This window comes from Streptomyces sp. MnatMP-M17, assembly GCF_900091995.1.
Taxonomy (GTDB): domain Bacteria; phylum Actinomycetota; class Actinomycetes; order Streptomycetales; family Streptomycetaceae; genus Streptomyces.
Window position 1 is genome coordinate 1 of the sequence record NZ_FMDK01000206.1, and the last position, 12,019, is coordinate 12,019.

Below are 12,019 nucleotides of genomic sequence, written 5' to 3' on the forward strand. Positions count from 1 at the left end.
ACGCAGCCGATGGCGCCCGCGTACGGCTATCCGCAGCCCGCGCTGCCCGCGGCTCCGCCCACCTACGGCTATCCGCAGCCGGTGGCGGCGCCCCGGCCGCAACCCGCCTACGGCTATCCGCAACCCGCCGCCGCAGCGGCTCCCGCACCCGATCCGAACTTCCGGCTGCCCCCGATGGGACCGCAGTTCATCAGCCAGTAGCACCGGGGCCGCCCGCTCAGGTCTTCGTCTTGTAGCCACGCCCCCACTGGAGGCCCCAGCCGTACAGCCGGTCCAGCTCCGCCTGGAAGCCGTAGACGAACTTCACCTCGCGGCGCACGATCAGCTCGCCCTTGACGTTCTCCACCGAGAACACCGCACACGAGCGGGCCTCCGGCGCGTCCTCGTCGAGTGCGATCTCTATCCGCGGACCACTGCTCGGGTAGAGCGTCACATGGGCATGCGTACGGTCGAAGGCCGGCGTCTGGTCGTAGATGTAGACGAAGAACAGCAGCCGCTTGATCTCCTCCCAGTGATCGAGATTGACATAGATCGTCTCGCCCGAGCCGGAGCCGAACCGGTCGTCACCGCTGAGCTTGACGAACGGCGGATCGTTGAGATCTCCGAGGAAGCCGCCCAGCGGCTGCACCACGCCCTTGCTGCCGTCGGTCAGCTCGTACATACAGCCCAGATCGAGGTCCACATTGACCATGCCCTGGGTATGGGCCTGCACCACATCGGGCTTGAAGAGCTTGAGCGGGTGCCGCAGCAGCGAACTGTTCTGCCGGGACCGGTCCTCGATGTCCGAAGTGCGCATCCGCCAGGAGAGATTGACCCGCAGATTGCCCGTGGCCGCGCCCTGCTTGGAGAGCGAGACCGAAGGACGTCGCCTGGTCAGCTCGATGGAGTTGGACCCGGCGCTCCCCGAATCAAAATCCGACGCCCTTCCCTGCCACAGATAGTCCCAGAAGGCCATGCCCGCCCACCCCTGTCATCAACTCGCCACCAGCACACGGAACCACCAGCACACGGAACAACGGGGCGGCCGTCAGGCTTCCGCCTCACGGCCGCCCCGTCCAGAGCGTTCCCGAAATCCACTCCAGGTCACACCTCGGAGAACCGGCTCACCGGAGGGCTCACCGGCGCACGGCCCAGCTGCGAGGCGCCACCTCAGACAGTCAGCGTCGCCTTGTCGTCATCGGGATCCTTGTCGCCGCCCGCCGCTTCCAGCGCTCTGTTCCTGCGCACCGATGACCAGAAAGAGGCCGCAATCAGGACAACACCGATCAGACCGGTGATGACTTCATTGATCGAGTGCTCAATGGTGACCAGCAGGATCACGGCCAGCGCACCGATCGCGTAGTGCGCGCCGTGCTCCAGATACACATAGTCGTCCAGGGTGCCCTGGCGGACGAGATAGACAGTGAGGGACCGGACGTACATCGCGCCGATACCGAGGCCCAGCGCCATCCAGAAGATGTGGTTGGTGATGGCGAAGGCGCCGATGACACCGTCGAAGGAGAAGGACGCGTCCAGCACTTCCAGATACAGGAAGAGGAAGAAGGCGGCCTTGCCGGCCAGCCCCACCGCCGAGACGCTCTTGCCCTCGGCCTTGGCCTTCTCCTCCTCTTCCTGTTCGTGCTCCTCCTGCTCCTCCAGCCGGTTCTCGAAGTAGCCCGAGAGACCGCCGACGACGAGATAGGTGATCAGTCCCGCGACACCGGCGAGCAGCACGGTGGAGGACTTGTCCGCGTAGCCCGAGCTGGTGTGGGCATGGGTGGCGAAGGTCAGCGCCGTCACCAGCAGCACGATCAGCGCGATGCAGACCGACAGCATGTCGACCTTGCCGAGCTTGGCCAGAGGCCGCTCCAGCCAGCTCAGCCAGGCGATCTCCCGCTCCTCGAAAATAAAGTCCAGGAAGATCATCAACAGGAACATCCCGCCGAAGGCGGCGATGGCCGGATGGGCGTCGGTGACCAGGTTCTTGTACCGGTCGGGATCGTCCAGCGCGAGCTGTACGGCGTCGATCGGTCCGACCTTGGCACTGATGGCCACGATCACGACGGGGAACACCAGTCGCATACCGAACACCGCGATAAGAATGCCGACCGTGAGGAAGATCTTCTGCCAGAAGGCATTCATCTTCTTCAGGACACCGGCGTTGACGACCGCGTTGTCGAACGACAGAGAGATCTCAAGGATCGACAGGATCAGTACGATCCCGAACGCCTCCCACCCCCACTGCCAGGCCGCGAAGGCGAGGCCGACCGCCGTGATGGCGAACGACCAGCCGAAGGTTTTCAGGATCACTGGCTACCCCATCTGGTGATTAACGGGTTTTCCCCCGCGCAGAGTACTGCTTTACGAAACGTTGACCCCGAAGTCTAGAGCGATGCCTCGCAGCCCCGACGCGTACCCCTGTCCCACGGCCCGGAACTTCCACTCGCCGCCATAGCGGTAGAGCTCGCCGAAGATCATCGCCGTTTCCGTGGAGGCGTCCTCACTCAGGTCGTACCGCGCCAGTTCCTGGCCGTCGGCCTGATTGGCCACCCGGATGAAGGCATTGCTGACCTGGCCGAATGTCTGGCCGCGATTGTCGGCCTCATGGATCGAGACCGGAAAGACGATCTTGTCGCAGTGCGCCGGCACCTTGGAGAGGTCGACCAGCAGGGATTCGTCGTCGCCCTCGCCCTCACCGGTGAGGTTGTCACCGGTGTGCTCGACGGACCCATCCGGGCTCGTCAGATTGTTGTAGAAGATGAACCACTCGTCGCCGAGCACCCGTCCCGACTGGCACAGCAGGGCGCTGGCGTCGAGGTCGAAGGGCGCTCCGGTGGTGGAGCGCGCATCCCAGCCGAGCCCGACCAGCACCTGGGTGAGATTGGGTGCGGCCTTGGAGAGGGAGACATTGCCTCCCTTGGCGAGTGTGACGCCCATGATGGTGAGTCCTCCCCGAGGTGATGTGGTGCCGTGCAGCGAGGTCAAGACGCGCCTGACGTCCTGCCCCTTCAAACCTTGTTCATGCCGCTCCCGCCGTACCGATGCGCGTACGGATCCGTAACCGGATCCGGGAGCGAATCCGAGACGCGTACGGCGCCGCACAGAAGTGTGCGGCGCCGGACACGGAAAGACGAGCCGTTCAGACGTTGACGCCGAAGTCCTGCGCGATACCGCGCAGCCCCGAGGCGTAGCCCTGGCCGATGGCGCGGAACTTCCACTCCGCGCCGTTGCGGTACAGCTCGCCGAAGACCATCGCGGTCTCCGTCGAGGCGTCCTCACTCAGGTCGTACCGCGCCAGCTCGTTGTTGTCGGCCTGGTTGACGACGCGGATGAACGCGTTGCGCACCTGGCCGAAGGACTGCTGGCGGCTCTCCGCCTCGTAGATCGAGACGGGGAACACGATCTTGTCGACATCGGCGGGGACCGCGGCCAGATTGACCTTGATCGCCTCGTCGTCGCCCTCGCCCTCACCGGTGAGGTTGTCACCGGTGTGCTCGACGGAGCCGTCGGGGCTCTTGAGGTTGTTGAAGAAGACGAAATTGCCGTCGACGGCGACCTTGCCCTCGGCATTGGTCAGCAGGGCGCTGGCGTCGAGGTCGAAGTCACTGCCGGTGGTCGTACGGACGTCCCAGCCCAGACCCACGGTGACCGCGGTCAGGTTGGGCGCGGCCTTGGTCAGCGAGACGTTTCCGCCCTTGCTGAGGCTGACTCCCACGAGTCCTCCCTTTGGTTTCTCGGGGCGGCGCTGCCCCTGAAGCGTTGCATCGGATCAACGACTGGATCCTAGTGACCGGTTCCCGGCCACTGTGCGATTTCGCGGGGCCGGGTGGCTCACCGTGCGGTTCAGAGCGCGGCGAGCGCCTTGATGTAGTCGCCGAGGTCCCTGGCGTCCGGCAGACCGTTGAGGACGCTCCAGCGCACGATGCCCTCCTTGTCGAGGATGAACGTCCCGCGCAGGGCGCAGCCCTTCTCCTCGTCGAAGACTCCGTACGCGCGCGAGACCTCGCCGTGCGGCCAGAAGTCCGACAGCAGCGGGTACTCCAGACCCTCCTGCTCGGCGAAGACACGCAGGGTGTGGATGGAGTCGTTCGAGACGGCGAGGAGCTGGGTGTCCTCATTGACGAACGAGGGCAGCTCGTCCCGGAGCGCGCACAGCTCGCCCGTGCAGACTCCGGTGAAGGCGAAGGGATAGAAGAGCAGCACCACATTCTTCCCGCCGCCGTCCGCACCTTCGGCTCCGCCGCCGGCCGCGCGGAAGTCGGACAGCCGCACGGTCCGTCCGTGGTTGTCCTTGAGCTCGAAGTCCGGGGCGAGAGCGCCGACCTCGACCGCCATGGGATACGTCCTTTCACGTGGCCGGCCCTGTGCCGTCCGTCACCGTCCAGCCTAGGGCGTGGTGCCATGGATCGGACCGGATGCGCGAGGCCCCCGCCGACGGAGAGGTCGGCGGGGGCCGTCAAGGCTGCTTGGCAGGTGCTGCCGCGTCTCGCGCCCTCGGGGCGCCCGGGGTCAGCGCTTCGACTTCGCCGCCTTGGGGGTGACGAGCCGGCTGCCGGTCCAGTCCTTGCCGGCGTTGATGCTCTTGGTCTGGGACAGGCCCGCGGTCTGGGCGGCCTCGTTGATGTCGCTCGGTTCGACGTAGCCATCACGGCCGGTCTTGGGCGTCAGCAGCCAGACCGCTCCGCCCTCCTCGATCAGACCGATGGCGTCCACCAGCGCGTCCGTAAGGTCGCCGTCCTCGTCACGGAACCACAGCAGGACGGCGTCGGCCACGTCCTCATAGTCCTCGTCGACGAGCTCCTGGCCGATGACAGCCTCGATGGACTCGCGGAGCTCCTGCTCGACGTCGTCGTCGTAGCCGATCTCCTGGACCACCTGTCCGGGTTCGAACCCCAGCCTTGCGGCAAGGTTGGTCCGTTCCTCCGCGTGGTCCGCGGTCGCGCTCACGGATTGCCTCCTGATCATGTTTCGGAAAATGCTTCAGACCCGCGCGTGCGCGGGGCATTGGCCGTAGTCCACACGGGCGGGACGGATCGCGCAAGTACCCGGCCGCCGAGACCGCCGAAACGGTGACGTTCCCGGCCTCTTCGCCGCATCTCCTGTCACTTCGCCACCGTCTCCTGTAACGCGGGCCATACGTTTCCTCCTCCTTCGCCATGTTATGCCGCTTCAGTACGCCAATCAGGTCCGAACGGCCGAACGAAACACATAGACGGGTTGGGCGTAAGGTTGCGATTTGACCGAACCGAAGACCGCCGCGAGCCCGGGAACGGGGCGGGATTCTCCGGATATACCTGGTTACCCCTCGGTAGAGATGACGTTTCCTCCGCAGCGGTACACGATGGAGGCGGCGTGCGTGCCCACTCCCTGGGGACTCCGGTGAGAATCCCTCGGATCCCCGGGCCCGCGTAGCGAGCAGTATTCCGACGGCGTGCACCGCATCGACCGTGTGCAGGGCACGACACGACCAACCAGCGAAGGACAAGCGTGGCTTCCGGATCCGATCGCACCCCGATCATCATTGGCGGCCTGCCCAGCCAGGTCCCGGACTTCGATCCCGAAGAGACCCAGGAGTGGCTCGACTCGCTCGACGCCGCTGTCGACGAGCGGGGCCGTGAGCGCGCCCGCTATCTGATGCTCCGGCTGATCGAGCGTGCCCGCGAGAAGCGGGTGGCCGTGCCCGAGATGCGCAGCACGGACTACGTCAACACCATCGCCACCAAGGACGAGCCGTTCTTCCCGGGCAACGAGGAGATCGAGCGCAAGATCCTCAACGCGACCCGCTGGAACGCGGCCGTGATGGTCTCGCGCGCACAGCGCCCGGGCATCGGCGTCGGCGGCCATATCGCCACCTTCGCCTCCTCCGCCTCGCTCTACGACGTGGGCTTCAACCACTTCTTCCGGGGCAAGGACCGCGGCGACGGCGGCGACCAGATCTTCTTCCAGGGCCATGCCTCTCCCGGCATCTACGCCCGTGCCTTTCTGCTGGACCGGCTGAGCGAGGCACAGCTCGACGCGTTCCGCCAGGAGAAGTCGAAGGCGCCGTACGGACTGTCCAGCTATCCGCACCCGCGGCTGATGCCGGACTTCTGGGAGTTCCCGACCGTCTCGATGGGCCTCGGCCCGCTCGGCGCGATCTACCAGGCCAGGATGAACCGCTATATGGAGGCGCGCGGTATCGCCGACACCTCCGCCTCGCATGTCTGGGCGTATCTCGGCGACGGTGAGATGGACGAGCCCGAGTCGCTGGGCCAGCTCTCCATCGCCGCCCGTGAGGGCCTGGACAATCTGACCTTCGTCGTGAACTGCAACCTCCAGCGGCTCGACGGCCCGGTGCGCGGCAACGGCAAGATCATCCAGGAGCTGGAGTCGCAGTTCCGCGGCGCCGGCTGGAATGTCATCAAGCTGGTCTGGGACCGCTCCTGGGACCCGCTGCTCGCACAGGACAGGGACGGTGTCCTGGTCAACCGGCTGAACACCACGCCGGACGGGCAGTTCCAGACGTATGCCACCGAGACCGGCGCGTACATCCGTGAGCACTTCTTCGGCGACGACCAGCGGCTGCGCGCCATGGTCGAGCACATGACCGACGACCAGATCCTGCACCTCGGCCGCGGTGGTCACGACCACCGGAAGGTCTACGCGGCGTATGCGGCGGCCAAGGCCCACAAGGGCCAGCCGACGGTGATCCTGGCGCAGACGGTCAAGGGCTGGACGCTCGGCCCGAACTTCGAGGGCCGCAACGCGACCCACCAGATGAAGAAGCTGACGGTCTCCGATCTCAAGGGCTTCCGCGACCGGCTGCACCTCCCGATCACGGACCGGGAGCTGGAGGACGGCCTGCCGCCGTACTACCACCCGGGCCGGGACTCGGAGGAGATCCAGTACATGCACGACCGGCGCAAGTCGCTGGGCGGATACGTACCGACCCGGGTCGTCCGGGCGAAGCCGCTGAACCTGCCCGAGGACAAGACGTACGCGGCGGTCAAGAAGGGCTCGGGCCAGCAGTCGATCGCCACCACCATGGCGTTCGTCCGGCTGCTCAAGGACCTGATGCGGGACAAGGAGATCGGCAAGCGCTTCGTGCTGATCGCTCCCGACGAGTACCGCACGTTCGGTATGGACTCGTTCTTCCCGAGCGCCAAGATCTACAACCCGCTGGGCCAGCAGTACGAGGCCGTGGACCGCGAGCTGCTGCTCGCGTACAAGGAGTCGCCGACGGGCCAGATGCTGCACGACGGCATCTCCGAGGCGGGCTGTACGGCCTCGCTGATCGCGGCGGGCTCGGCGTACGCCACTCATGGCGAGCCGCTGATCCCCGTCTATGTCTTCTACTCGATGTTCGGTTTCCAGCGGACCGGCGACCAGTTCTGGCAGATGTCCGACCAGCTCGCCCGCGGCTTCGTCCTGGGCGCGACCGCCGGACGTACGACACTGACCGGTGAAGGTCTCCAGCACGCGGACGGCCATTCGCATCTGCTGGCCTCGACCAATCCGGCCTGTGTCGCCTACGACCCGGCGTACGGCTTCGAGATCGCGCATATCGTCAAGGACGGTCTGCGCCGGATGTACGGGCCCGATAGCGAAGACATCTTCTACTACCTCACCGTCTACAACGAGCCGATCCAGCACCCGGCCGAGCCGGCCGATGTGGACGTGGAGGGCATCCTCAAGGGAATCCACCTCTTCAGGCGCGGCGAGCAGGGCTCGATCCCGGCGCAGATCATGGCCTCCGGTGTGGCCGTGCCCTGGGCGCTGGAGGCTCAGCGGCTGCTCGCCGAGGAGTGGAACGTCAGGGCGGACGTCTGGTCGGCGACCTCCTGGAACGAGCTGCGCCGTGAGGCCGTCGAGGTGGAGCGGCACAATCTGCTCCACCCGGAGGAGGAGCAGCTCGTCCCGTATGTGACGCGGAAGCTCTCCGGCGCGGAGGGCCCGTTCGTGGCGGTCTCCGACTGGATGCGTTCGGTGCCCGACCAGATCGCGCGCTGGGTTCCCGGTACGTACCAGTCGCTGGGCGCGGACGGTTTCGGCTTCGCGGACACGCGCGGCGCGGCCCGTCGCTTCTTCCATATCGACGCGCAGTCGGTCGTGCTCGGAGTGCTGACCGAGCTGGCGAGGGAGGGCCGGGTCGACCGTTCGGTGCTGAAGCAGGCTGTGGACCGCTACCGACTGCTGGACGCCTCGGCCGCCGACCCGGGCGCGGCGGGCGGCGACGCCTGACAGCGGTTCGCGGATCGGTGTACGAGGGCGGTGGGACCGGTCGGTCCTGCCGCCCTCGGCCCATTCCACGGCCGCCGGCCGACGCCCGTGGAACGTCAGCGTTCCCACAGCTTGAACGCCCGTACGCGGTACGGCGAGCCGGGTACCCAGGTGCCCTTGCCCGGATATGTCTCGAACTCCCCGGTCTCCTCGCACTCCACGGACTGATAGGTGGTCACATTCCGTCCGGTGCGGTTGGCCAGCGACTGGGCGGTCGTACCCGGTGCGAGCGGTACACAGCTCCCGATCTCCGTACCGGACAGTTCGCGTGTCTGCCGCGCGCCCTGGAAGTCCGCCTTCGCCCAGAAACACAGCTCGCCCGTGGCACACGCGCCAAGACGCGGCGGCGGGGCCGCCTCGGCGCCGGCCGGCGGTGTGGTGAGCACAGTGGTGAACATGACTGCGAGCAGAGTGCTGAGCATGAGCATGATCTTGCGCATATGGATCGGTCCCCGTGTGTGACGAAATCGGTCAACGCCACTCTGACCTGCGGCGCTCGGCCTCGGAAAGGGTCCACGGCACTCTCCACCCGGATAGGCGACAGCCCCGCCGGAACGTTCCGGCGGGGCTGTCGTAGGCGCTGAGTTGACGCGATGTCACCAGAGGGCTGACGTCAGATGTGCACTCCTCCGCCCGCCGCCTCCGCGTTGTCTCCACTCTTCGTCAGCAGCGCGACAAAGATCGCCACGGTCGCGACACCGGCCGCGACCAGACAGGCCAGGCCCATCCCGGACATGAATGTGTCGTGGGCGACGCCCGTGATCTTCTCGGCGATCTCGGCGGGCGTGCCCGGCTCCACCGGAGGCACACCGACCTGGACCGCCTCGGCCGCCGCTTCCGCCTGCGCGGAGTTGAGCGGCGGCAGACCGGCGTCGGTCCAGTTGCCCGGCAGGTCGTTGGAGACCTTCGAGGCCATGACGGCGCCCAGCACGGCCGTACCGAGGCTGCCGCCGATCTGCATGGCGGACTGCTGGAGCCCGCCGGCCACTCCGGACAGCTCCATCGGGGCATTGCCCACGATGACCTCGGTCGCGCCCACCATCACCGGCGCCAGGCCGAGGCCGAGCAGCGCGAACCAGATCGACATGGCGAGGCTGCCGGTGCCGGTCTCCAGCGTGGACATACCGAACATGGCCGCCGCCGTCAGCGCCATTCCGCCTGCCAGCGGGATACGCGGGCCGGCCTTGGTGATCAGCACACCGGCCAGCGGCGAGCCGACGATCATCATGCCGGTGAGCGGCAGCAGATGCAGACCGCTGTCGACCGCGCTCATGCCGTGCACGTTCTGGAGATAGAAGGTGACGAAGAAGAGGCCGCCCAGGAAGGCCACGGCCATCAGCACCATCAGCACCACACCGGCGGAGAGCGGTACGGACTTGAAGAGCCCCAGCGGTACGAGCGGCTCCTTGACCTTGGTCTCCCAGAAGCCGAAGAGGACGAAGCAGGCCGCCGAGACACCGATGAACAGCCAGGTCGTACCGGAGCCCCAGCCCCAGACGGGCGCCTTGATGATCGCCCAGACCAGACAGAACATCGCGGAGGAGAGCAGCAGGATGCCGAGGATGTCGAAGGACTTCGGGGCGTTCTCCGCCCGGTGGTCCCGGAGGATCACGGCGCCGACCACGAGGGCGATCACGCCCACCGGCACATTGATGAAGAAGACGGACTGCCAGCTCACATGCTCGACCAGCACACCGCCGAGGATCGGGCCGCCCGCGGTGGAGGCACCGATGACCATGCCCCAGATACCGATGGCCATATTGAGCTTCTCGGCCGGGAAGGTGGCACGCAGCAGGCCGAGCGCGGCCGGCATCAGCAGCGCGCCGAAGAGGCCCTGGAGCACTCGGAAGACGATGACCAGAGCGATGCTGTCGGACAGGCCGATGGCTCCGGAGGCCGCGGCGAATCCGGTGACTCCGATGAGGAAGGTCTGCCGGTGGCCGAAGCGGTCACCGAGCTTGCCCGCGGTGATCAGCGCCACGGCGAGGGCGAGGAAGTAACCGTTGGTGATCCACTGCACATCGGCGAAAGTGGCGCCGAGGTCCTTCTGGATGGCAGGGTTCGCGATCGCGACAATGGTGCCGTCGAGCGCCACCATCATGACGCCGATCGCCACGGAGAAAAGGGTCAGCCAGGGATGGCCACGCAGTCCCTTGGTTGGCGCGGGCGCCGGGTATTCCGGGCTCTGTGGCGCCTTGTCGACGGTGGTCTGACTAGTCATACCGGGTACGCTAATGTCAGCCACTGACAGTTGACAAACCATTTCACAAGTTGGTAACTGTCACGTAGCTCACAGTTCGTCTGAGCCGGTCGATTTTCGACCGATCCAGTCGAATGAAGATGGAAAGCGGTGGAATGAGGACCATTCGGTGACCCTCGGGCCGGACACAGCCGCCGGGCAGGATCAGATATCAGCGGCTGAACAGCCGAGCGGACTGCGCGCCCGCAAGAAGCAGCGCACCCGCGACGCCCTGCTGCGCGAGGCACTCGAACGGTTTACCGCCCAGGGCTACGAGCAGACCACCATTGACGAGATCACCGACGCCGTCGAGGTCTCGCAGCGCACCTTCTTCCGCTACTACGCCAGCAAGGAAGAAGTCGCCTTCGCCGTCGTGGAGATGGTGGAGAACAAGTTTGTCGAGGCACTGCGCGGACGGCCCGCCGCGGAAGGGCCGATGGAGGCGATGCGCAACGCCGTCGACTCCGCCTGGACCTCGGTCGGCGAGACGATCCAGTCGGTCGTACCGGTCGAGCTGTATATGCGGACGTACCGGATGATCGAGTCGACGCCGGCCCTGCTCGCCGTCCATCTGCGCCGCTCCGCCGGTCTTGAGGAAGGGCTCTCCCAACTGCTCGCCGACCGCGAGGGCCTGGACGTGGACACCGATCCGCGACCCCGGGTGGCCGTCGCCGCGTTCACCGGTGTGATGCGGGTGACGGGCCGGCTCTGGGGCCAGGGCCAGGACGCGAGCCTGGAGACACTGCGCGATCTGTCCGAGAGGTATCTCGACCATCTCGGTCCCGCGCTCGCCGAGGACTGGTGGACGGCCGGAGCACGCGGCGGGCCGACGGCCCGCCCGGTCCGCCGTACACGCGGCTGATCCCTCCTTCTCCGTATCCGCACGTCCACGCACGTCTCCGTATCCGCACGCCCTTTCTCCGTAACACACGCAACACACGCGGCGGATGCGTCCTGCTCCGCCGATCCTCCGTACACCCGTCTGGCCCGCCGTACACCCAAAACGCGCCGGAGCGTGCGCGCCGCCTGCACGGCCGGTGAGGTTACCTTCGGTTCAACCCTCACCCGTCCGTGATCCGTATCACCCGTGTCGCGAGGACTCCCGCGCCCGTCCTAGTCTGGTTGAACAGTGACCTCTTTAGACTCCTCCCCCACTCTCAACGTCTGGCGCGCCCTGCTCGCCCTCGCCGTCGTGTTCGTGATGCTGTCGACCACCGGCTGGACCGCCGTCCAGCGTCAACGCGGCCCGGGCGAGCCGCTGAAAGCCGCGCTTGACGCCTGGGAGCGAGGCCGGACAGGCGTTCGGCAGCTGCCGAATCCCGCTTCGCCGCCGAAGCGCCTCGCCGCGTTCTTCGACTCCCTCACCCAGGAGGAGCAGGAACGGCTCGCCACCACCTATCCGTTGGTCGTCGGCAATCTCAACGGCGCGCCCGTCGGGCTCCGCTACCGCGCCAACCGGCTTGCCCTGATGCGGGCGCGAGTGGTTGAGGAGCGCCGTATGCACGACACCAGACTGTCCGAGGACGGCCGACGGCAGGCGGG

Annotated in this window: 10 protein-coding genes and 2 pseudogenes; 4 read left to right on the forward strand and 8 right to left on the reverse strand. The window is 66.7% G+C overall.

All coding sequences use genetic code 11. The features are described 5' to 3' along the window. Nucleotides 1-201, forward strand: a pseudogene (locus GA0115259_RS10105) (TerD family protein); the annotation flags it as partial. A 16-nt stretch (nt 202-217) separates the two neighbouring features. Here the strand turns inward: GA0115259_RS10105 and GA0115259_RS10110 are convergent. The 6 genes from GA0115259_RS10110 to GA0115259_RS10135 form a co-directional block, all read right to left on the reverse strand. Then, a complete protein-coding gene (locus GA0115259_RS10110; RefSeq protein ID WP_093594036.1) occupies nt 218-955 on the reverse strand; it encodes a TerD family protein in 738 nt (245 codons plus the stop codon). Between the two features lie 194 nt (nt 956-1,149). Continuing rightward, entirely contained in the window at nt 1,150-2,289 is a 1,140-nt protein-coding gene (locus GA0115259_RS10115) for a DUF475 domain-containing protein (protein WP_093594040.1), read from the reverse strand. Nucleotides 2,290-2,340: 51 nt separating this feature from the next. Then, complete coding sequence (locus GA0115259_RS10120) at nt 2,341-2,916, reverse strand: TerD family protein (RefSeq protein WP_046502757.1); 576 nt, start codon at nt 2,914-2,916, stop codon at nt 2,341-2,343. A gap of 202 nt (nt 2,917-3,118) precedes the next feature. Further along, entirely contained in the window at nt 3,119-3,694 is a 576-nt protein-coding gene (locus GA0115259_RS10125) for a TerD family protein (RefSeq protein ID WP_066944470.1), read from the reverse strand. 128 nt (nt 3,695-3,822) lie between these two features. Continuing rightward, nucleotides 3,823-4,314 (reverse strand): peroxiredoxin, encoded by a 492-nt coding sequence (locus GA0115259_RS10130; protein ID WP_093594043.1) that lies wholly within the window; start codon nt 4,312-4,314, stop codon nt 3,823-3,825. Between the two features lie 174 nt (nt 4,315-4,488). Then, nucleotides 4,489-4,926 carry a DUF3052 domain-containing protein gene (locus tag GA0115259_RS10135; protein WP_066944466.1) on the reverse strand — a complete coding sequence of 146 codons (438 nt, stop codon included), beginning with the start codon at nt 4,924-4,926 and terminating at the stop codon, nt 4,489-4,491. A 540-nt stretch (nt 4,927-5,466) separates the two neighbouring features. Between GA0115259_RS10135 and aceE the strand changes: the two genes are divergently transcribed. Continuing rightward, entirely contained in the window at nt 5,467-8,199 is a 2,733-nt protein-coding gene (aceE, locus tag GA0115259_RS10140) for a pyruvate dehydrogenase (acetyl-transferring), homodimeric type (protein WP_093594046.1), read from the forward strand. Between the two features lie 95 nt (nt 8,200-8,294). On the opposite strand, the gene GA0115259_RS10145 is transcribed toward aceE, so the two are convergent. Together GA0115259_RS10145 and GA0115259_RS10150 are read right to left on the reverse strand one after the other, a co-directional pair. Beyond that, the gene (locus tag GA0115259_RS10145) at nt 8,295-8,678 is read right to left on the reverse strand and encodes a peptidase inhibitor family I36 protein (protein WP_093594049.1); all 384 of its coding nucleotides are present in this window, start codon (nt 8,676-8,678) and stop codon (nt 8,295-8,297) included. A 173-nt stretch (nt 8,679-8,851) separates the two neighbouring features. Next, nucleotides 8,852-10,459, reverse strand: coding sequence for an MFS transporter (locus GA0115259_RS10150; protein WP_093594052.1), 1,608 nt, complete (start codon nt 10,457-10,459; stop codon nt 8,852-8,854). A gap of 148 nt (nt 10,460-10,607) precedes the next feature. Here GA0115259_RS10150 and GA0115259_RS10155 point away from each other — a divergent pair, with 148 nt between their 5' ends. Together GA0115259_RS10155 and GA0115259_RS10160 are read left to right on the forward strand one after the other, a co-directional pair. Next, entirely contained in the window at nt 10,608-11,339 is a 732-nt protein-coding gene (locus GA0115259_RS10155; RefSeq protein WP_370747587.1) for a TetR/AcrR family transcriptional regulator, read from the forward strand. A 267-nt stretch (nt 11,340-11,606) separates the two neighbouring features. After that, nucleotides 11,607-12,019, forward strand: a pseudogene (locus GA0115259_RS10160) (hypothetical protein); the annotation flags it as partial.

Coding starts and splice junctions, on each gene's coding strand:
- GA0115259_RS10110 (WP_093594036.1), bottom strand. CDS start 955: ATGGCCTTCTGGGACTATCTGTGGCAGGGAAGGGCGTCGGATTTTGAT.
- GA0115259_RS10120 (WP_046502757.1), bottom strand. CDS start 2,916: ATGGGCGTCACACTCGCCAAGGGAGGCAATGTCTCCCTCTCCAAGGCC.
- GA0115259_RS10130 (WP_093594043.1), bottom strand. CDS start 4,314: ATGGCGGTCGAGGTCGGCGCTCTCGCCCCGGACTTCGAGCTCAAGGAC.
- GA0115259_RS10145 (WP_093594049.1), bottom strand. CDS start 8,678: ATGCGCAAGATCATGCTCATGCTCAGCACTCTGCTCGCAGTCATGTTC.
- GA0115259_RS10150 (WP_093594052.1), bottom strand. CDS start 10,459: ATGACTAGTCAGACCACCGTCGACAAGGCGCCACAGAGCCCGGAATAC.